The organism is Pseudomonas sp. LBUM1651, from assembly GCF_059716135.1.
Genome location: NZ_CP166805.1, coordinates 5,906,921 through 5,926,136, shown reverse-complemented (window position 1 = coordinate 5,926,136; position 19,216 = coordinate 5,906,921). Strand labels below are relative to the sequence as shown.

Sequence of the window (19,216 nt, the reverse complement as noted above, 5' to 3'; positions counted from 1 at the left end):
GTTCAGCAGTAAAACTTATTCCGACGCGACGGCATTCTTCGCCAGGATCGCATTCGCCAGTTCCATGTCCGTGGCCTGCAGGCCAGGATTATCGGCGCGGACTTTCTGCATCGCAGCTTCCAGATACGGACCGCGAATACCACCGTCACTGGCAACAAAACTGCCGGCATCGTCCTGCGCGGCAATGATCAGCTTGTGATCCTTGAACGTCAGGTAAGTGGAACCGGTGGTCGCACCGGACGAGATGACGTTACGCCAAAAGCTGTCGGCCATTGCCGAACCGACTGGAAGGGACAACAGGGCAACGGTAGCGACAGCAAGTTTGAGACGCATAGAGGTGACTCCACTGGGTTATCTACGCGGGTTGGATTGCCAATGGCCCTGTCGAGTTCCATCACGGTCGCAGCTACTTCTGCTCACTCTGCGGCGTCACCCGCAGCACCTCCTCAATCGTCGTCAAGCCCGCGGCGACTTTCTGCGCGCCCGACAATCGCAGACTGCGCATGCCTTCCTTGAACGCCTGACGCCGGATCGCCAGCAGGTCGGTGTCGGGGTTGATCAGCGCTTTGAGGCCGTCAGTCAGTTGCATGATTTCGTACACCCCGGCGCGGCCGCGATAGCCGGTGTCACGGCATTCCAGGCAACCGATGGCGCGCTGGGCATTGCCCGGCAACGGTGCCTGCCAGGGTTTGGTCAGGGTTTGCCAGTCTTCTTCACTCAGTGTCAGCGGTGCCTTGCAGTGCGGGCACAACGTACGGACCAGTCGCTGCGCCATGACGCCGAGCACCGTGGCCTTGATCAGGTAATGCGGCACACCGAGTTCCAGCAGACGGCTGATGGCGCTGGGTGCGTCGTTGGTGTGCAACGTCGAGAGCACCAAGTGGCCGGTGAGCGCGGCCTGGATCGCCATTTCAGCGGTTTCGAGATCGCGGATCTCGCCGATCATAATGATGTCCGGGTCTTGCCGCATCAGCGCGCGTACGCCGGCGGCAAAGGTCAGTTCGATGTTGTGCTGGACCTGCATCTGGTTGAAGGCCGGCTCGACCATTTCTATCGGGTCTTCGATGGTGCAGAGGTTGACCTCCGGCGTCGCCAGTTTTTTCAGCGTGGTGTAGAGCGTGGTGGTCTTGCCCGAACCGGTCGGACCGGTCACCAGAATGATGCCGTTGGGCTGACTCGTCATGTCCTGCCAGCGGCGCAGGTCTTCGGCGGAGAAGCCCAACTGATCGAAGTCCTTGAGCAGCACTTCCGGGTCGAAGATCCGCATGACCATTTTTTCGCCAAACGCCGTTGGCAACGTCGACAGTCGCAACTCGACTTCGCCACCGTCCGGGGTTTTGGTTTTCACCCGGCCGTCCTGGGGTTTGCGTTTTTCCGCGACATTCATCCGTCCCAGGCTCTTCAGGCGACTGACGATCGCCATGGTCACCTGCGGCGGGAATTGATAGACGTTGTGCAACACACCGTCGATGCGAAAGCGCACCGTGCCTTGCTCGCGCCGGGGTTCGATGTGGATATCGCTGGCCCGCTGCTGGAACGCGTACTGGAACAGCCAGTCGACGATGTTGACGATGTGCGCGTCATTGGCGTCCGGCTCCTGGTCGCTGGCGCCGAGGTTGAGCAGTTGCTCGAAGTTGCCCAGGGTGCTGGCCTGTTGATCGTTGTTGGTCGCGCCGCTGACCGATTTGGCCAGGCGGAAAAACTCCACGCTGAAACGCTGGATGTCTACCGGGTTGGCCACCACCCGTTTGATCGGCAGCTTCAGAACGTGGGTCAGGTCGGCTTCCCAGCCTTTGACGTAAGGCTGGGCGCTGGCCACGGTCACCGCGTCGCGATCAATGGACACCGCGAGAATCTTGTGGCGCTGGGCGAAGGCGTAGGACATCAGCGGCGTAATGGCGGCGACGTTGATTTTCAGCGGGTCGATGCGCAAGTAGGGCTGGCCGGCCTGCTGCGACAACCACAGGGTCAGGCTTTCCAGGTCAAGTTGTTTGCCGGGACGACTGAGGTCGTCCAGTTGCTGGCTGGCGATGAACTCCAGCGGGTGCATCTGGCCATTGGTGGCGTGACGGCGGCGGGCGTTGAGCGCGTGCTCGGCCGAGTCCTGGCTGATAAAGCCCTGGGTGACCAGTTCGCGCAGCAAATCATTGAGATCCAGCCAGCGGTCCTGAATGGCAAGTTGAACGGACATGCGGGCTCCTCGTGAACAACAGTTCGCAAAGGATAGTCGTGGACCCGCTGACCGTTGGGCCACTACCCGACGAAGCCGTATCGGGTTTTTTCAGCCCGTCGCTTGAGTCGCTTCAACCCACACAGAATCAGCCGCTTGCAGCTCAACCGAACAGACGCTGATCAGGTTACGTAATTTTTCCGCGATCACTTGCGCACGGTGCCAGCTCAGGCCGTCCATGACGATGTCGATCGACAGCAGATCGTCCATGCGCTGCACGTTGACCTGTTGCGGTGTCAGGCACTGCAGCGCGAACAGGTTGAGCGCACGGCACAGCAGATCCGGCTCGGCCTCGGCCAACAGTTGATAGTGAGTGCGACAGTGGGCGTTGCTGACGTTCCAGACATCGGCACGGGTGGGCGGGGTGTTCACGGCTTCGAGATGCGGCATGATCGGTCTCCATAATCACTGGAGGAATTTTTACATTCGATGCCGGGTATTTCTTATCTATGATGAGGAAATTTGGCGATTTATCGAATCGTGTAATTCAATAAACCACTAAGTGAAGGTTTTTTTATGCAAAGCGAGTTGGATAGCTACGACCGCAAGATTCTCGCGTTGCTGCAAGAGGACGCTTCGCTCTCCAGCGCTCAGATCGCCGAACAGGTGGGGCTTTCGCAATCGCCCTGCTGGCGGCGGATTCAGCGGATGAAGGAGGAGGGGATCATTCGCGGTCAGGTGACGCTGCTGGATCGGAAGAAGATCGGGCTTAACACGCAGATTTTTGCCGAGGTCAAACTCAACGCCCATGGGCGCTCGAACTTCACCGAATTCACCGAGGCGATTCGCGGCTTTCCCGAGGTGCTGGAGTGTTATGTGCTGATGGGGTCGGTGGATTTCTTGCTGCGGATCGTGACAGCGGACATCGAGGCGTATGAGCGGTTTTTCTTTGAGAAGCTGTCGATGGTGCCGGGGATTCAGGAGGTGAACTCGATTGTGGCGTTGTCGGAGATCAAGTCGACGACGAGTTTGCCAGTCTGAAGTTTTGGGGTGAATTTGCTGGCCTCATCGCTAGCAGGCTAGCTCCCACACGGGTTTTGTGGCGTGCACAAAGCCAATGTGGGAGCCAGCCTGCTGGCGATGGCGGTCTTACATGCGCAGCAGCATTTTCCAGGCACGATTCTGATAAACCGCAATCGCCTGCTGCTTGCGCGCATCCAGCGATTCATCGGTGATCGGCTCGTTCGCCAGTTGCGCCAGTTGCTTCAGCTCACCGTACAGGCGATCCATTTCCGGGATCTCCAGCACGTGACGGGCGTGGTGCAGCCAGGCCTGGATGCGCTCGATGCGCGGCAGTTGCTCGGCCAGATCTTCCGGCTGCTGCTGGTAACGCTGCAATTGCAGCGATGTGGCTTCTTCACCCAACAGGCGTGGCAACCAGCTGCCCAGTTGCGCAGCGCCCTGGCGATTGCCGCGAACATTGCGGTCGGCCGCCCAGGTGCGGGCCAGCAACCAGCGCGAAGTGTTCAGCGAGAACTGGCCCCAGCGCGGGTCTTCGAGTTCTTCGAGGAACTGCTCCGGCGCGGCTTTACGCACGTCTTCGTCGTCCTGACCGGCTTGCACCAGTGGGCGCCAGTCTTCGAGCAACGCATCCAGCGCGAGGCGCAGGTCGTGTGTCGACTGACGCGGGGCGGCCTGGCCCAGGCTGCTCAGCAGCGCGCGCAATTCAGCGAGGTTTTCGACCCAGTCCTGCAACAGGCGCCAGTGGCCATTGAAGCGATACTGCTCGGCCAGGCGCTGGCTGCTGCTCAGCAAGTGCCAGCTCAGCGCGGCGAACGCGTCATCCAGCGGTGTTTCGGCAGTGATTTGCGGCGCCGCCAGGCTCAGCGAGTAACTGTTGGCGTCATACAAACGATAACCGCGCTCGGCCTTGCTGATGTCACATGGCATCAGGGCCAGGGTCGCGGCCAGTTCGGCGGCCAGTTCCAGCAGCGCGGCCGGTTCGCCTTCGCGCAGCTCCAGCTCCAGTTCGCAGATTTCTTCTTTCTGCTTGCCGACTACGACGTGGCCCAGGTCCAGCGCGGCTTCGATCACCACTTTGGTCTTGCCACGGCCCCAGGCGATTTCAGCGCGTTCACGCACGAAGTCGGTGGTGAAAATCGGCTTCAGGGTTTTCTTGTCCAGCTCGGCCAACTCTTCAGGCCAGCATTCGCCGTCGAGTTTCTTCACGTCGAGCTTGGCTTTGGGCAGGTTCCAGTCGTATTCGTTACGCTCGGACAAACCGGCGACGCTCTGGCCACGGGTCTTGAGGGTCTGGATCACTTCTTCGCCATCGCGGCGCAGGCGCAGGGCAACCTTGGCGCGGGCCAGGTCACGCTCGGGCGTGTCGAAGTACTGGTTCATCAGTTCACGGCGTTCCCAGCCACTTTTGTTGCGTTTTTTCAGTAGCGGGTGCTCGCGCAGGGCGGCGAGGGTTTCGCGGCTGACGCGGAGTTTGATTTCGGTTTCTTTCTGCATGGCCGGAAAATCCAGGATCGGGAGCGCAGCCGGGGGAATGTGTGGCTGCCAAGGTCGTGCAGTGTACAGCACTGGTCCGGGATAGGGTCCGCGACGGTTTATTCCTGTCACCGGATGGCTCTATGATGGACTTCAATTCGCGAGTTGGAGTCAGCGATGCCTTTGCCGTCCATGAAAGATCAGTTCGCTGCGCTGATTGCCGCGCCGTCGGTCAGTTGTACCCAGGCCAGCCTCGATCAATCCAACCGTCCAGTGATTGATTTGCTGGCGACATGGCTCGGCGACCTGGGTTTTGCCTGTGATATCCAGCAGGTCAGCCCCGGCAAATTCAATCTGCTGGCCAGTTTCGGTTCCGGCCCCGGTGGTTTGGTGCTGGCGGGGCATAGCGATACCGTGCCGTTCGATGGCGCGTTGTGGCAGACCGATCCGCTGAAACTGACCGAAGTCGATGGCCGCTGGGTCGGTCTGGGCAGTTGCGACATGAAAGGCTTTTTCGCCCTGGCCATCGAAGCCGTCCTGCCCTTGCTCGACCAGCCGTTCAAACAGCCGTTGCTGATCCTCGCCACCTGCGATGAAGAAAGCTCGATGTCCGGTGCCCGTGCCTTGGCCGAAGCAGGACGTCCGTTGGGCCGGGCGGCGGTGATCGGCGAGCCGACCGGGCTGAAGCCGATCCGCATGCACAAAGGCATCATGATGGAGCGCATCGACATCCTCGGTCAGAGCGGCCATTCCTCGGACCCGCGCCTGGGTCATAGCGCCCTCGAAGCCATGCACGATGCCATCGGCGAGCTGCGCGGACTGCGTCTGCTGTGGCAGCGCGAATACCGTAATCCGCAGTTCGGCGTGCCGACGCCGACCATGAACTTCGGCTGCATCCATGGCGGGGATAACCCCAACCGGATTTGCGGGCAGTGCTCGCTGGAGTTCGACCTGCGTCCGTTGCCAGGCATGGACCCCAAAGTGTTGCGCGCGGAGATTCTGAAGAAGCTCAACCCGATTGCCGAACGCCATCAGGTAAAGATCGATTACGCGCCGCTGTTCCCCGAAGTGCCGCCCTTCGAGCAGGCCGAAGACGCCGAATTGGTCCGCGTCGCGGAAAAGCTCACCGGTCATCGCGCCGAAGCAGTGGCGTTCGGCACCGAAGCGCCTTATCTTCAGCGTCTTGGCTGCGAAACACTGGTGCTCGGCCCGGGTGACATTGCCTGCGCGCACCAACCGGGGGAATACCTCGAAATGTCACGTTTGCAGCCTACCGTGCATCTACTACGGCAACTGATCGAACATTACTGTCTGACGCCGGCCCAAACGCCAATGCCAGGCAGTTAAACGCAGTCCCTGTAGGAGCCGAGCTTGCTCGCGATGGCGGCATTACATTCAACATCAATGTTGCCTGGCCCACCGCTATCGCGAGCAAGCTCGGCTCCTACAGGTTCACCAAGTCGTATAAATTGCCAATGCCCCAACCCGTATTCATGAGGAGAGCGCGCGTGTCGCCAAGCCTGTTCCGACGATAACCATCAGCCCGCTGTGCGTTTTCTGTTTCGCCCATTTTTTGGCTGCTATTTATTACAGGCCCAGGTTCATGCCCGAATATGTTAATTGGCTTCGTCACGCTTCGCCTTACATCAACGCCCACCGTGATTGCACCTTCGTCGTCATGCTGCCCGGTGACGGCGTGGAGCATCCGAACTTCGGCAATATCGTCCACGACCTGGTGCTGCTGCACAGCCTCGGCGTGCGACTGGTGCTGGTGCATGGTTCCCGTCCGCAGATCGAAACCCGCCTGGCCGCGCGTGGCCTGACCCCGCATTACCACCACGGGATGCGCATCACGGATGCGGCGACCCTCGAGTGCGTGATCGATGCGGTCGGCCAGCTGCGCATTGCCATCGAAGCGCGCCTGTCGATGGACATGGCTTCGTCGCCGATGCAGGGCTCGCGCCTGCGGGTGGCCAGCGGCAATCTGGTGACCGCACGGCCGATCGGCGTGCTCGAAGGCGTCGACTATCACCACACCGGCGAAGTGCGCCGGGTTGACCGCAAAGGCATCAATCGACTGCTGGACGAGCGCTCCATCGTGCTGTTGTCGCCGTTGGGCTACTCGCCGACGGGTGAGATTTTCAACCTCGCGTGTGAAGACGTGGCGACCCGCGCGGCCATTGATCTGGGGGCCGATAAACTGCTGCTGTTCGGAGCCGACCTGGGTTTGATCGATGAAAACGGTCGTCTGGTTCGTGAACTGCGTCCGCAGCAAGTGCCGGCGCATTTGCAGCGTCTGGGCAATAACTATCAGGGCGAATTGCTGGATGCCGCCGCTGAAGCTTGCCGTGGCGGCGTGGCGCGCAGTCATATCGTCAGTTACGTCGAAGACGGCGCACTGTTGACCGAACTGTTCACCCGTGACGGTGGCGGTACGCTGGTGGCGCAGGAACAATTCGAGGTCGTACGTGAAGCCGCGATTGAAGACGTTGGCGGTCTGCTGGACCTGATCAGTCCGCTGGAAGAGCAAGGGATTCTGGTGCGTCGTTCGCGCGAAGTGCTGGAGCGCGAGATCGAGCAGTTCAGCGTGGTCGAGCGCGAAGGCATGATCATCGCGTGCGCGGCGTTGTATCAGATTGCCGATTCGGATGCGGGGGAGCTGGCGTGTCTGGCAGTGAACCCGGAGTACCGCCATGGTGGCCGTGGGGATGAGCTGCTGGAACGGATCGAAACCCGCGCTCGGGCACAGGGGTTGAAGACTCTGTTCGTCCTCACCACCCGGACCGCCCACTGGTTCCGTGAGCGTGGCTTCGTGCCGAGCAGTGTCGAGCGCCTGCCGTCGGCGCGGGCATCGCTTTACAACTATCAGCGTAATTCGAAGATCTTCGAAAAAGCCCTTTGATCAAGCGCCGCCCCCTGTAGGAGCGAGCTCGCTCGCGAAGAACGTGAACAATAACGCGCTCTGCCTGAATGAATGCGTTGTCCCGTCGTTTTTCGCGAGCAAGCTCGCTCCTACAGGTCGGTGTGTTACTCGGTGACGAACTTCGCGCTGACATACGGCGAATAATCCGGCAGCACCGTCTCCACCTTGCCTTGTTCCTTCAAGAACTTCGCTGTCTCACCAATGGCCTTCGCCGTGCCGCCGTCCAGCAGCGCGGTGGTCTGTTGTGCTTTGGCGTCCGGGAAGGCCGAACCGGCCAGCAGCTCCGGCACATCGGCGGCATTGGCACCGGTCAGTTTGGCGATTTTCTGCACCGGTACCGAATCAGCGGTCCAGCTGTCTTTATGCGCGGCGTAATCGGCGAAGGAGTCCAGGGTGACCTTGGCGAATTTGGCCACGACGTCCGGATGCTTCTCGGCGTAATCCTTGCGCGCGACCCAGACTTCGAAGGTCGGTGCGCCCCACTGGCCGACCTGTGCGGCGTCGGTCAAGGTCTTGCCGGTCTTGCGAATTTCCCCCAGGGCCGGTGACCAGACGAACGCGCCATCAATATCGCCGCGCTTCCAGGCGGCTGCGATTTCCGCCGGTTGCAGGTTCACCACTTTGACTTTCGAGGCGTCCAGGCCCCAGTGCTTCAAGGCACCGAGCAAGCTGTAGTGAGAGGTTGAAACGAACGGCGTGGCGATGGTCTTGCCGATCAGATCTTCCGGTTTGTCGATGCCGCTTCCGTTGCGCACCACCAAGGCTTCGGCAGCGTTGATCTGGGCGGAAACGATGAACGCGACAATCGGCAAATTGCGCGAGGCGGCCGCGGCCAGCGGGCTTGAGCCGAGGTTGCCGATCTGCACATCGCCGGAGGCAATCGCAGTCACCACTTCCGGGCCACTGTTGAAACGACGCCAGTCGATTTTCTGGCCGATGGTTTTCTCGTAGAGGCCATCGGCTTGCGGGACTTTGCTGGGGTCAATGCCGGTTTGATAGCCCACGGTGAGGTTCGCGGCATGGGCAGAAAAAGAAAATAATACCGATACACAAACTGTAACAATTGGGCTGGATAGTGCGCGCTTGGTCGTCATGGCGTAGGCCTTATCGATGGGAATTGTTGCGGAATTGCTTCCAAACCTAATCGATCTAAAAAATTCCTAATAAATACCATTTAGGAATTAGCTTATGAGCCGGCCGCTCTAGTCTGAGGGGGTTCCTAGCGGTGAGCTAAATTCCTAAACGGTATGAGAAAAGAATTCAGCCATTCTTTTCAGGTTTATGACGAACTCATGACCCTGCATGGACCAAAAAACAGGGATTAGACCTTGGTCGTAGACACACATAGTTACGATTGACTTGTGAGTCACCGTCCGGCGCTAATCGCGCATCTTAGGATTCCGGGCATTTGATCTGGAACCAGGACTACAAGAATTAGAGACTAGAGGAGCTTCACCATGAACAAGTCCACCTTGGCTCTGGCCGTGGCCGTAGGGGTGTTGGCGCAGCAGGCAGGCGCCGCCGGTTTCATCGAAGACAGCAAGGCTTCCGTTAGTTCACGCACCTATTATTTCGACTCGGATAAGCGTGAAGGCGCCAAAACGCCAGCTAACCGTCAGCGAGAAGCCGCTGAAGGCCTCAAATTCGATTACCAGTCGGGCTTCACCCAAGGTACTGTCGGTTTCGGTATCGACGCCCAGGCGTTGGTCGGTATCCATCTGGACGGTGGCAAGGGCCATCACCCGGACAACAACTCCTTCAGTCCTAGCGATTCCGATGGTTCGGCAGAGAGTTCGTGGAGCCGTGTAGCGGGCAACGTCAAGGCACGCTTCTCGAAGACAGAGGCTCACTACGGTGGCGCCCTGCAGCCAAACATGCCGATCCTGATCGCGAACGACAGTCGCGTTCTGCCACAAACCTTTGAAGGTGGCACCATCACCTCGAAGGAAATCGACAACGTGACCTTCAACGTAGGTCAGTTGGAGCACGCGACGGGTCGCGCGTCCTCCAACAGCACCGGACTGGCCGTTGCTGGCGGTACTCAGGACAGCAACCAGTTCCGTTACGCCGGTGCTGACTGGAAGGTCACTAAAGACCTGATGCTGCAGTACTACTACGCGAACCTGGAAGACTACTACAAGCAGAACTTCCTCGGTCTGGTGCACGTCTACCCGATCGCACCCAACCAGTCGTTCAAGACCGATCTTCGTTATTTCGACAGCAGCTCCGACGGCAAGAACGGCCAGGCCGGCTACCAATTCAGCAACAACAACGGTTTCGCCAAGAACAAGGGCGAGGTCGATAACAAGACCTGGAGCGCCACGTTCACCTACACCCTGGGCGGCAGTGCGTTCCTGCTCGGCCATCAGCGTGTCAACGATGACGGTGGCTTCGTCTTTTTGAACCAGGCTAACGTTGTCGATGGCAACGGTCGCAACGAAGGTGCCGGCGGCGCCAGCTTCTACTCGTTCACCGATGCCACTGTGGGCAGCTTTATCCGTGCCGGTGAAAACACCACCTACGGTCAGTACTCCTATGACTTCGCGTCATTGGGTGTGCCGGGCTTGAAAGCTTCGGCTGCTTACTTGTATGGCCGGGATATCAAGACCGTCAGCGGCGTGGGTGAAGACCTGAACGAGCGGGAAACCGACCTGCGCGTGGACTATGTGATTCAAACCGGTCCACTTAAAGGGTTTGGCACGACGCTGCGTCACGGCGCTTATCGTGGCAACACCAACGCTGATGAAGACCAGACCCGACTGATCTTCAACTACACCTACGCCTTCAAGTAAGCCGTAGTAAAAAGCCTCGTCAGTGGACGAGGCTTTTTTTCGCGTCAACTTTTATATTCCATAAAATATGCTACTGATGATTTTTTATTCTTTTTAGATTCGTCCGCGAACCCCTAAAGTAAGCCCACCTGACAGACTCAGGCCCCCGCACGACCCGCTTCACGTCCAACCTCCGATGACGATCAGCTTCAGGAATTGGTTTTCGAGCCGATACCCATGCCTTGGCTCGGATGACTGCTGCAAATCTATATTCCATAACGATATGAATAATGACGAATTGATTCTTTTCTGATTTATGAACAGGTATCCTGCGCAGCCCCAAAAATGGTGGTCAGCCCGGCTCTGGAGCCCACGGCAGGTCAGGATCGACCGTTGAGGCACGGTCTGGCGCTCATCGCGCAACTCAAGGATCCAGGGCATTCGATCCTGGACCAATAACATAAACGATAGGAGCGAAACACATGAACAAGTCCACCTTGGCCCTGGCTGTGGCCGTAGGGGTTTTGGCGCAGCAGGCAGGCGCCGCCGGTTTCATCGAAGACAGCAAGGCTACATTGGGGCTGCGCAACTTCTACATCAACAACGATAACCGTGACAGCGCTGCCGGCACTGCGGCCAACAAGGCTGCCGGTGTCCAGAGCAAGAACGAAGAATGGGGCCAAGGCTTCGACCTGCGCTTCATCTCCGGCTACACCCAAGGCACCGTTGGTTTCGGTATCGACGCAATCGGCCTGCTGGGCGTGCGTCTGGATTCGGGCGGCGGTACTAACGGCGCCACCTCGACCTCTTACGGCGGCACTGTTTTCCCAAGCAAGTCCAACGGCGAAGCGGTTGATAACTTCTCCAGCCTGGGCCTGACTGCCAAAGCCAAGATTTCCCAGACCGAACTGAAGCTGGGCACCCTGCAGCCAAAACTGCCGGTGATCGTGAGCAACGACGGTCGTCTGTTGCCACAAACCTTCCAGGGTGGCCAGGTCACTTCGAACGAGATCAAAGACCTGACACTGGTCGGTGGTCAGATCGAGCACGCCAAAGGTCGTAACTCCAGCAATAACGAAGAGTTGTCGATCGCTGGTGCCAACGCACACACCGCTGCCGGTCGCGACAGCAACAAATTCATTTACGGTGGCGGTGACTACAAAATCACCAAAGACCTGACTGCCCAGTACTACTACGGCAATCTGGAAGACTTCTACAAGCAACACTTCCTGGGTCTGGTCCACAACTGGGCAATCGGTCCTGGTGTGTTGAAGTCTGATTTGCGTTACTTCAACAGCTCTGATGACGGTGCCAACGGCCACGACTCGGCTTACTTCAGCACGGGTAACTACCAGGGCTTCAAAGCGGGTAAAGGCAAGGTCGACAACAACTTGTACAGCGGCCTGTTCCTGTACTCCGTTGCCGGTCACACCTTCGGTGGCGGTTATCAGGTCAGCAACGGCAGCAGCGACTTCCCTTACCTGAACCAGGGTGACGGCGCGTCGGCTTACATCATTACCGACTCGCAGATTGCCAAGTTCGCTCGCGCCGGCGAACGTACCTGGCAAGCTCGCTACTCGTATGATTTCGCCAAGGTTGGCTTGCCAGGCGCGACTGCCGGCATCGTTTACCTGCGTGGTGACAACATCGACACCATTAGCAGCTCCAGCACCGCAGTGGCCGGCTCCGGCCGTTCCGAGTGGGAACGCGACCTGACTCTGGCGTACGTAGTCCAGTCAGGCCCACTAAAAAACCTGGGCGTCATGTGGAAAAACGCCATGTGGCGCAACGACATCCCAAGTCAGCGCGACCAGGACGAAAACCGCCTGATCGTCAGCTACTCGATCCCGCTGAAGTAATAGCGCTCGCGTAACCGCTGAAAAAAAGCCCCGCCCGGCATCACGCCGGGCGGGGCTTTTGCGTTTTCAGGGCGGGGTCACCCCCGTAATCCCGCTCTGAAATTTCCTCTTTTGCAGCAACTCAAGGCCTTCTCGAACCTTGGCAACGATAGTCGTCGCGATGGCTTTGAAGGTCCAGTGAACAGATCTTTAATATTCATTTTGGATCTAATAAACGCAATATTTATTCTTTTTAATAAATCCCAAACACGAGCTACAGTTGAGGTCTACAACACACTCATCAGGAGCCCACCATGAGCATCAGACTCGGCGACATCGCCCCCGATTTCGAGCAGGATTCCAGCGCCGGTACCATCCGTTTCCATGAATGGCTGGGCGATAGTTGGGGCGTGCTGTTCTCCCACCCGGCAGACTTCACCCCGGTATGCACCACCGAGCTGGGCTTCACCGCCAAGCTCAAGGACGAATTCACCAAGCGCGGCGTCAAGGCCATCGCGCTGTCCGTGGACCCGGTGGACTCGCACCACAAGTGGATCGAGGACATCAACGAAACCCAGAACACGATCGTCAACTTCCCGATCCTGGCGGATGCCGACCGCAAGGTCTCGGACCTGTACGACCTCATTCACCCGAACGCCAACGACACCCTGACCGTGCGCTCGCTGTTCGTGATCGACCCGAACAAAAAGGTTCGGCTGACCATCACCTACCCGGCGAGCACCGGCCGTAACTTCCATGAAATCCTGCGGGTGATCGACTCGCTGCAACTCACCGACAATTACAAGGTGGCCACCCCGGCCAACTGGAAGGACGGTGAAGAAGTGGTGATCGTGCCGTCGCTGCAGGATCCAGAGGAAATCAAGAAACGCTTTCCCAAGGGTTATCGCGCGGTGAAGCCGTACCTGCGCCTGACGCCACAGCCCAATAAGTAAGCCGCAGCATTTTGGGCGCTGCTGAAATCGTCATCGCGAGCAGGCTCGCTCCCACAGGTAAAGCGCGATCCAATGTGGGAGCGAGACCGGCTTGCCGGCGATGACGGCTTAACAGGCACCGCAGAATTCAGATTGAATCGCATCCACAAAACAGGGGATTTCAGGCCGTTTCGACGGCCTTTTTTTATGCCCCGAAAACAACACTTGGTATATCTCTTTATCGCATAAACAAATGAATAAATATGATTTAAAGATATATAAATCACCTGTTAAGGTCTCTCCATCAAAGCGAGATCGCACACGGCGAATCGCCAACACCGTTCAAGGAATCGCCTGAATGCTGGTCGTCTCACTTGGTGGCAGTCCCAGCCAACGCTCCCGTTCCGGGGTGCTGCTGGAGCGCTCCCAGCGCTGGTTGCAGGAGCAGGGTGTGGAAGTGGTGAGTTACCAGGTGCGGGACTTTCCGGCCGAAGACTTGCTGCACGCACGTTTCGACAGCCCCAAGGTGATCGACCTGCTGCAACAAATTGAAAACGCCGATGGCCTGCTGATCGCCACCCCGGTTTACAAGGCGTCGTTCTCCGGCGCACTGAAAACCGTGCTGGACCTGCTGCCCGAACGCGCCCTGGCCCACAAAGTGGTTTTGCCGATGGCCACCGGCGGCAGCATCGCCCACATGCTGGCAGTGGATTACGCGCTCAAACCGGTGTTGTCGGCGTTGAAGGCCCAGGAAATGCTCCACGGGATTTTCGCTGTGGACAGCCAGATCGCTTACGGCGAAGGCAGTGCGCAAGCGCAACTGGCGCCAGAGCTGGAGGAACGATTGAACGAATCCCTGGAGCTGTTTTTCAGCGCCATGGCGCGACGGCCGAAGCCGCTCGATCCGAACCTGTTGAATGAACGTCTGTTGAGCGCTCGCTGGAGCATTTAAGCCTGCACTTAAGCCACACCTGAATTCTGAAGTACTCACCTTACTCAGCCGTCAACGGCCAAGCAGGTGCAGCCAAAACCCAACTGCAAAAAGGAGAGCGCTATGCGCACTGTCATTTTGCGTCGTGGTCTGGTCGCTCTGTTTGCTGCGGCTGTGTCCTTCGGCGCCATTACTCAAGCTCAGGCCGAGACCCTTCGGATCGGTTATCAGAAGTACGGCACTTTGGTGCTGCTCAAAGCCAAAGGCACCCTGGAAAAACGCCTCGCCGCCCAAGGCGTAGACGTGCAATGGACTGAGTTCCCCGGCGGCCCGCAGCTGCTTGAAGGTTTGAACGTCGGCTCCATCGACTTCGGTGTCACGGGCGAAACGCCTCCGGTATTCGCTCAAGCGGCGGGTGCCGATCTGCTCTACGTCGCCTACGAACCGCCAGCGCCCCACAGCGAAGCGATCCTGGTGCCGAAGGACTCGCCGATCAAATCGGTGAAGGACCTCAAGGGCAAGAAAGTCGTGCTCAACAAAGGCTCCAACGTTCACTACCTGCTGGTCCGCGCGCTTGAAGACGCCGGCCTCAAATACACCGATATCCAGACCGTTTTCCTGCCGCCGGCCGATGCCCGCGCCGCGTTCGAACGTGGCAGCGTCGATGCCTGGGTGATCTGGGATCCGTATCTGGCCGCCGCCGAGAAGCAGCTGCAAGCGCACACCCTGCGCGATGGCCAGGGCATCGTCGACAACCACCAGTTCTACCTGGCGACCAAGCCTTACGCACAGAAAAATCCTGAGGTGATCAAGACCCTCGTGGAAGAAGTACGCGCCGTCGGTGAGTGGTCCAAGGCCAACCCGGAAGACGTGACCCAACAGGTTTCGCCACTGCTCGGCCTGCCGGCGGACATCACCCTGACCTCGGTGAAACGGCAGGGCTACGGCGCACTGTTCCTGACCCCTGAAGTGGTCGCCGCCCAGCAGAAAATTGCCGACAGCTTCTACCAGCTCAAGCTGATTCCGAAACAGCTGAGCATCAAAGACGTGATCTGGACGCCACCGGCAGCCGTTGCCAAAGCGCAGTAATTCGATTCCCCAAGGAGACCACTCCATGAGCCTCAATATCTTCTGGTTCCTGCCTACCCACGGCGACGGCCATTACCTTGGCACCGCCGAAGGCGCTCGCGCCGTCGACCACGGTTACCTGCAACAAGTCGCGCAAGCGGCGGATCGCCTGGGCTTCGGCGGGGTGCTGATTCCCACCGGCCGCTCGTGCGAAGACTCGTGGCTGGTGGCGGCGTCGCTGATCCCGGTGACCCAGCGTCTGAAATTCCTTGTCGCCCTGCGCCCCGGGATCATTTCCCCGACGGTGGCGGCGCGTCAGGCGGCGACACTGGATCGCCTGTCCGGCGGTCGTGCGTTGTTCAACCTGGTGACTGGCGGCGATCCGGAAGAATTGGCCGGCGACGGTTTGTTCCTGACACATGAAGAACGCTATCAAGCCTCGGTGGAATTCACCCGCATCTGGCGGCGCGTGCTGGAAGGCGAAACCGTTGACTACGACGGTCAGCACATCAGCGTGAAGGGCGCCAAATTGCTCTATCCGCCAATCCAGCAACCGCGTCCGCCGCTGTACTTCGGCGGTTCTTCGGAAGCGGCGCAGGACCTCGCGGCAGAGCAAGTGGAAATGGTTCTGACCTGGGGCGAGCCACCGGCCGCCGTTGCCGAGAAAATCGAACAGGTTCGAGCCAAAGCCGCGAAGCTCGGCCGCACCGTTCGCTTCGGCATTCGCCTGCATGTGATCGTTCGTGAAACCAATGCCGAAGCCTGGCAAGCGGCGGATCGGCTGATCTCACACTTGGACGACGAGACCATTGCCCGCGCTCAGGCTTCCTTGGCGCGCTTCGATTCGGTCGGCCAGCAACGCATGGCCGCGTTGCACAGCGGCAGTCGCGACAACCTGGAAGTCAGCCCCAATCTCTGGGCTGGTGTCGGTCTGGTTCGTGGAGGTGCCGGTACGGCGCTGGTCGGCGATGGTCCGACCGTGGCCGCCCGCGTGAAGGAATACGCGGACCTGGGCATCGACACCTTCATCTTCTCCGGTTATCCGCACCTCGAAGAGTCGTACCGCGTCGCTGAGTTGCTGTTCCCGCACCTCGACATCGAGCGGCCGGAACTGCCCAAGGGTGCCAATTACGTCAGCCCGTTCGGCGAGATGGTCGCCAACGACATTCTTCCCAAAGCCGCGTCCCAGAGCTGAGGCGCGCCATGAAGAGAATCATCCACAACCTTGCGCCTTGGGCGTTGCCGATTTTGTTGTTGGCGGTGTGGCAGTTGTCGGTGTCGGCGGGCTGGTTGTCGACTCGGATTCTGCCGGCACCCATCGCGGTGATCGAAGCCGGCGTGAGCCTGGTGCGCAGCGGTGAAATCTGGACGCACCTGGCGATCAGCGGCTGGCGTGCGGCGCTGGGCTTCACCATTGGCGGCGGCATCGGCCTGGCTCTGGGCTTCATCACCGGCCTGTCGAAATGGGGCGAGCGCCTGCTCGACAGTTCGGTGCAGATGATCCGCAACGTGCCGCACCTGGCGCTGATTCCGCTGGTGATCCTGTGGTTCGGCATCGACGAGTCGGCAAAGATTTTTCTGGTGGCGCTGGGCACCTTGTTCCCGATCTACCTCAACACCTACCACGGCATTCGCAACGTCGACCCGGCGCTGGTGGAGATGGCGCGCAGTTATGGCCTGTCCGGTTTCAGCCTGTTCCGCCAGGTGATTCTGCCGGGTGCGTTGCCTTCGATTCTGGTTGGCGTGCGCTTCGCACTGGGCTTCATGTGGCTGACGCTGATCGTGGCGGAAACCATTTCCGCCAGTTCCGGCATCGGCTACCTGGCGATGAATGCCCGGGAGTTTTTGCAGACTGACGTGGTGGTGCTGGCGATCCTGATGTACGCGGTGCTCGGCAAACTCGCCGACCTCGCGGCCCGTGGACTTGAACGTGTGTGGCTGCGCTGGCATCCGGCGTATCAGGTTGCCAAAGGAGGTGCAGCATGACGGCTCAACAACCTCCACGCCTGCTGCGCGGCATTCCGCTGGTGGTGCGCAAGCTGCAAAAAACCTTCGGGGCGCGGCGGGTGCTGCGTGAGATCGATCTGCACATTCCCGCCGGCCAGTTCGTCGCCGTGGTGGGGCGCAGCGGTTGCGGCAAAAGTACCTTGCTGCGGTTGCTCGCCGGTCTCGACAAACCCACGGGTGGTGAATTGCTCGCAGGTTCCGCACCGCTGAGCGATGCGCGGGAAGACACCCGGCTGATGTTCCAGGAAGCGCGTTTGCTGCCATGGAAAAAGGTGATCGACAACGTCGGCCTCGGGCTCAAGGGCAACTGGCGTCCGCAAGCCTTGGAAGCGCTGGAGTCAGTCGGCCTGGCGGACCGCGCCAATGAATGGCCCGCGGCGCTGTCCGGTGGACAGAAGCAACGTGTGGCCCTGGCCCGCGCGCTGATCCATCAACCGCGTTTGCTGTTGCTGGACGAGCCGCTGGGTGCTCTGGATGCCCTGACCCGAATTGAAATGCAGCAGCTGATCGAGGGGCTCTGGCAAAAGCATGGTTTTACCGTGTTGCTGGTCACCCACGACGTCAGTGAGGCGGTGGCGATTGCCGATCGGGTGATCCTGATCGAAGAGGGCGAAGTCGGCCTCGACCTGCACGTGGAACTGCCGCGCCCTCGGGTTCGGGGTTCTCATCGGCTGGCGGCGCTGGAAACCGAAGTCCTCAATCGCGTCCTCGCACTGCCCGGCGAACCGCCGGAACCGGAACCTGTTTCACCATTGCCTACGCAATTGCGCTGGGCTCAATAACTCAAGCCTCATCCAACGACAGGAATCAACATCATGACTATCAAGGCCATCAACGTTCGTAACCAGTTCAAAGGCGCGATCAAGGAAATCGTACTGGGTGACGTGCTGTCGGAAATCGACGTGCAGACTGCTTCCGGCATCGTCACTTCAGTGATCACGACTCGCTCGGTGAAAGAGCTGGAACTGGTGGTCGGCAGCGAAGTGATCGCGTTTGTGAAATCCACCGAGGTGTCGATCGCCAAGTTGTGATCGCGTGCAGTGCACACAACCCCGGAGGGTTTGAACCCTTCGGGGTTTTTTGTGTGTGAGCCAGTGAGTCCGGCGGTGCGGCTTTCGCGAGCAGGCTCGCTCCCACAGGGGAATGCATTTCAAATGTGGGAGCGAGCCTGCTCGCGAAGGGGCCAGCGAAGCCAACAAAGATCTCAGACTGGAATGCTGCGCTTGGGTAGATAAGGCGGCAAGTACAACCCCAGATACGCATCAAACACCCGCATCCCTTCTTCAGCCATCCGCGGCGTAATCTGCCCATGCTGTTGCACCGAGCGCGCATACACCCGATCCCCCAACTCCATCGCCAGCGCAAACACATCAACGTCTGTCGGCAACTTCGGCAGTTCGAAATGATGATCGAACAGCTTGTGCATCAGGTCGCCGAGTTCGATGTCGTGCTGACGGTCGGCCTGGGTGACTTCGGTCAGCCCGTGCTGGGCAAGAATGAGCTGGCGGGCGGCGGCGTCTTCGCTGTAGATCGCGAGCATCCGCTGTTCCACCAGCCGCGACAGGTCGCGCCAGCCGTCGAGGGCGCCGTGGTCGATGGGTGCTTGCAGGCACGCGCGGAAAGCGGCGTGGACGTCGGCGGTCAAGGCTTCGAGCAGGGCCGGGACGCTGGCGAAAAAGTGGTAGACCGAGGAGGGCGGAATCTCCGCGCGTTCGGCGACGCTGTAGATCGACAGACTGGCCACACCTTCGGCAGCCAGCAGCATGCGGGCGGCATCGAGTATCGAATCGATCCGGGCCTGGCTGCGGGCGCGGGGTTTGCGAATGGTGGCGGTGCGCGTCATTGGAGTCCTCCTACGGGGCAGCCGGCATTGTACGCAGAGCGGGCAGATGTTCCATATCCCTTGTGGTGCCCATAGTCCTTGTGGCGAGGGAGCTTGCTCCCGCTGGAGGCCGAAGGACTCCCTTTAATCCGAAATGCGGTTCTGTCAGGCACGCGGCATTGACCGGTTTTGGGGTCGCTTCGCGACCCAGCGGGAGCAAGCTCCCTCGCCACAGGGGTTGATGCCGGCCATAAAAAA

At 59.5% G+C, this 19,216-nt stretch carries 18 protein-coding genes; 12 read left to right on the top strand and 6 right to left on the bottom strand.

Going from position 1 to position 19,216, the window contains the following annotated elements:
• Positions 1 to 15: 15 nt before the first annotated feature.
• The 3 genes from ACA066_RS27785 to ACA066_RS27775 form a co-directional block, all read right to left on the bottom strand.
• Positions 16 to 333, bottom strand: a complete 318-nt coding sequence (locus ACA066_RS27785; protein WP_497697413.1) for a DUF2388 domain-containing protein — start codon at positions 331 to 333, stop codon at positions 16 to 18.
• A 73-nt stretch (positions 334 to 406) separates the two neighbouring features.
• Complete coding sequence (tfpB, locus tag ACA066_RS27780; protein WP_497697412.1) at positions 407 to 2,191, bottom strand: type IV pilus assembly ATPase TfpB; 1,785 nt, start codon at positions 2,189 to 2,191, stop codon at positions 407 to 409.
• Positions 2,192 to 2,281: 90 nt separating this feature from the next.
• Positions 2,282 to 2,620: an ACT-like domain-containing protein gene (locus tag ACA066_RS27775; protein WP_497697411.1), complete on the bottom strand. Its 339-nt coding sequence runs from the start codon at positions 2,618 to 2,620 to the stop codon at positions 2,282 to 2,284.
• A gap of 126 nt (positions 2,621 to 2,746) precedes the next feature.
• Between ACA066_RS27775 and ACA066_RS27770 the strand changes: the two genes are divergently transcribed.
• Positions 2,747 to 3,211 (top strand): Lrp/AsnC family transcriptional regulator, encoded by a 465-nt coding sequence (locus ACA066_RS27770; protein ID WP_102699631.1) that lies wholly within the window; start codon positions 2,747 to 2,749, stop codon positions 3,209 to 3,211.
• 108 nt (positions 3,212 to 3,319) lie between these two features.
• Here ACA066_RS27770 and ACA066_RS27765 read toward each other — a convergent pair whose 3' ends face one another.
• Entirely contained in the window at positions 3,320 to 4,687 is a 1,368-nt protein-coding gene (locus tag ACA066_RS27765; protein ID WP_497697410.1) for a CYTH domain-containing protein, read from the bottom strand.
• A 156-nt stretch (positions 4,688 to 4,843) separates the two neighbouring features.
• Here ACA066_RS27765 and argE point away from each other — a divergent pair, with 156 nt between their 5' ends.
• Both argE and argA read left to right on the top strand, forming a co-directional pair.
• The gene (argE, locus tag ACA066_RS27760; protein ID WP_497697409.1) at positions 4,844 to 6,013 is read left to right on the top strand and encodes an acetylornithine deacetylase; all 1,170 of its coding nucleotides are present in this window, start codon (positions 4,844 to 4,846) and stop codon (positions 6,011 to 6,013) included.
• Positions 6,014 to 6,269: 256 nt separating this feature from the next.
• Positions 6,270 to 7,568: an amino-acid N-acetyltransferase gene (gene argA, locus ACA066_RS27755; protein WP_017341369.1), complete on the top strand. Its 1,299-nt coding sequence runs from the start codon at positions 6,270 to 6,272 to the stop codon at positions 7,566 to 7,568.
• Between the two features lie 125 nt (positions 7,569 to 7,693).
• Here argA and tauA read toward each other — a convergent pair whose 3' ends face one another.
• The gene (tauA, locus tag ACA066_RS27750; RefSeq protein WP_497697408.1) at positions 7,694 to 8,683 is read right to left on the bottom strand and encodes a taurine ABC transporter substrate-binding protein; all 990 of its coding nucleotides are present in this window, start codon (positions 8,681 to 8,683) and stop codon (positions 7,694 to 7,696) included.
• A 363-nt stretch (positions 8,684 to 9,046) separates the two neighbouring features.
• On the opposite strand from tauA, the gene ACA066_RS27745 reads away from it, so the two are divergent.
• The 9 genes from ACA066_RS27745 (at position 9,047) to ACA066_RS27705 (ending at position 18,167) form a co-directional block, all read left to right on the top strand.
• Positions 9,047 to 10,381 carry an OprD family outer membrane porin gene (locus ACA066_RS27745; RefSeq protein ID WP_497697407.1) on the top strand — a complete coding sequence of 445 codons (1,335 nt, stop codon included), beginning with the start codon at positions 9,047 to 9,049 and terminating at the stop codon, positions 10,379 to 10,381.
• 461 nt (positions 10,382 to 10,842) lie between these two features.
• Positions 10,843 to 12,219 carry an OprD family porin gene (locus ACA066_RS27740; RefSeq protein WP_497697406.1) on the top strand — a complete coding sequence of 459 codons (1,377 nt, stop codon included), beginning with the start codon at positions 10,843 to 10,845 and terminating at the stop codon, positions 12,217 to 12,219.
• A gap of 293 nt (positions 12,220 to 12,512) precedes the next feature.
• Entirely contained in the window at positions 12,513 to 13,151 is a 639-nt protein-coding gene (locus ACA066_RS27735) for a peroxiredoxin (protein ID WP_497697405.1), read from the top strand.
• Between the two features lie 337 nt (positions 13,152 to 13,488).
• The gene (ssuE, locus tag ACA066_RS27730) at positions 13,489 to 14,082 is read left to right on the top strand and encodes an NADPH-dependent FMN reductase (protein WP_084320340.1); all 594 of its coding nucleotides are present in this window, start codon (positions 13,489 to 13,491) and stop codon (positions 14,080 to 14,082) included.
• A gap of 102 nt (positions 14,083 to 14,184) precedes the next feature.
• Entirely contained in the window at positions 14,185 to 15,150 is a 966-nt protein-coding gene (locus ACA066_RS27725; protein ID WP_497697404.1) for a sulfonate ABC transporter substrate-binding protein, read from the top strand.
• Positions 15,151 to 15,175: 25 nt separating this feature from the next.
• The gene (ssuD, locus tag ACA066_RS27720; RefSeq protein ID WP_497697403.1) at positions 15,176 to 16,324 is read left to right on the top strand and encodes an FMNH2-dependent alkanesulfonate monooxygenase; all 1,149 of its coding nucleotides are present in this window, start codon (positions 15,176 to 15,178) and stop codon (positions 16,322 to 16,324) included.
• Between the two features lie 8 nt (positions 16,325 to 16,332).
• Complete coding sequence (ssuC, locus tag ACA066_RS27715; RefSeq protein WP_192227512.1) at positions 16,333 to 17,115, top strand: aliphatic sulfonate ABC transporter permease SsuC; 783 nt, start codon at positions 16,333 to 16,335, stop codon at positions 17,113 to 17,115.
• Positions 17,112 to 17,918, top strand: coding sequence for an aliphatic sulfonates ABC transporter ATP-binding protein (gene ssuB, locus ACA066_RS27710; protein WP_497697402.1), 807 nt, complete (start codon positions 17,112 to 17,114; stop codon positions 17,916 to 17,918). Before ssuC ends, ssuB begins: the two co-directional genes overlap by 4 nt.
• A 33-nt stretch (positions 17,919 to 17,951) precedes the next feature.
• Positions 17,952 to 18,167, top strand: a complete 216-nt coding sequence (locus tag ACA066_RS27705) for a TOBE domain-containing protein (RefSeq protein WP_007942473.1) — start codon at positions 17,952 to 17,954, stop codon at positions 18,165 to 18,167.
• Positions 18,168 to 18,340: 173 nt separating this feature from the next.
• Here the strand turns inward: ACA066_RS27705 and ACA066_RS27700 are convergent, their stop codons facing one another.
• A complete protein-coding gene (locus ACA066_RS27700) occupies positions 18,341 to 18,979 on the bottom strand; it encodes a TetR/AcrR family transcriptional regulator (RefSeq protein WP_497697401.1) in 639 nt (212 codons plus the stop codon).
• Positions 18,980 to 19,216: the final 237 nt, after the last annotated feature.

Bases quoted from the DNA above. Each gene is read 5' to 3' on its own strand.
- tauA (WP_497697408.1), bottom strand. From the start codon at position 8,683: ATGACGACCAAGCGCGCACTATCCAGCCCAATTGTTACAGTTTGTGTA.
- ACA066_RS27775 (WP_497697411.1), bottom strand. From the start codon at position 2,620: ATGCCGCATCTCGAAGCCGTGAACACCCCGCCCACCCGTGCCGATGTC.
- ACA066_RS27745 (WP_497697407.1), top strand. From the start codon at position 9,047: ATGAACAAGTCCACCTTGGCTCTGGCCGTGGCCGTAGGGGTGTTGGCG.
- ACA066_RS27705 (WP_007942473.1), top strand. From the start codon at position 17,952: ATGACTATCAAGGCCATCAACGTTCGTAACCAGTTCAAAGGCGCGATC.
- ACA066_RS27725 (WP_497697404.1), top strand. From the start codon at position 14,185: ATGCGCACTGTCATTTTGCGTCGTGGTCTGGTCGCTCTGTTTGCTGCG.
- ACA066_RS27700 (WP_497697401.1), bottom strand. From the start codon at position 18,979: ATGACGCGCACCGCCACCATTCGCAAACCCCGCGCCCGCAGCCAGGCC.
- ssuE (WP_084320340.1), top strand. From the start codon at position 13,489: ATGCTGGTCGTCTCACTTGGTGGCAGTCCCAGCCAACGCTCCCGTTCC.
- ACA066_RS27740 (WP_497697406.1), top strand. From the start codon at position 10,843: ATGAACAAGTCCACCTTGGCCCTGGCTGTGGCCGTAGGGGTTTTGGCG.
- ssuC (WP_192227512.1), top strand. From the start codon at position 16,333: ATGAAGAGAATCATCCACAACCTTGCGCCTTGGGCGTTGCCGATTTTG.
- ACA066_RS27765 (WP_497697410.1), bottom strand. From the start codon at position 4,687: ATGCAGAAAGAAACCGAAATCAAACTCCGCGTCAGCCGCGAAACCCTC.
- ssuD (WP_497697403.1), top strand. From the start codon at position 15,176: ATGAGCCTCAATATCTTCTGGTTCCTGCCTACCCACGGCGACGGCCAT.
- tfpB (WP_497697412.1), bottom strand. From the start codon at position 2,191: ATGTCCGTTCAACTTGCCATTCAGGACCGCTGGCTGGATCTCAATGAT.
- argE (WP_497697409.1), top strand. From the start codon at position 4,844: ATGCCTTTGCCGTCCATGAAAGATCAGTTCGCTGCGCTGATTGCCGCG.
- argA (WP_017341369.1), top strand. From the start codon at position 6,270: ATGCCCGAATATGTTAATTGGCTTCGTCACGCTTCGCCTTACATCAAC.
- ACA066_RS27770 (WP_102699631.1), top strand. From the start codon at position 2,747: ATGCAAAGCGAGTTGGATAGCTACGACCGCAAGATTCTCGCGTTGCTG.
- ACA066_RS27735 (WP_497697405.1), top strand. From the start codon at position 12,513: ATGAGCATCAGACTCGGCGACATCGCCCCCGATTTCGAGCAGGATTCC.
- ssuB (WP_497697402.1), top strand. From the start codon at position 17,112: ATGACGGCTCAACAACCTCCACGCCTGCTGCGCGGCATTCCGCTGGTG.
- ACA066_RS27785 (WP_497697413.1), bottom strand. From the start codon at position 333: ATGCGTCTCAAACTTGCTGTCGCTACCGTTGCCCTGTTGTCCCTTCCA.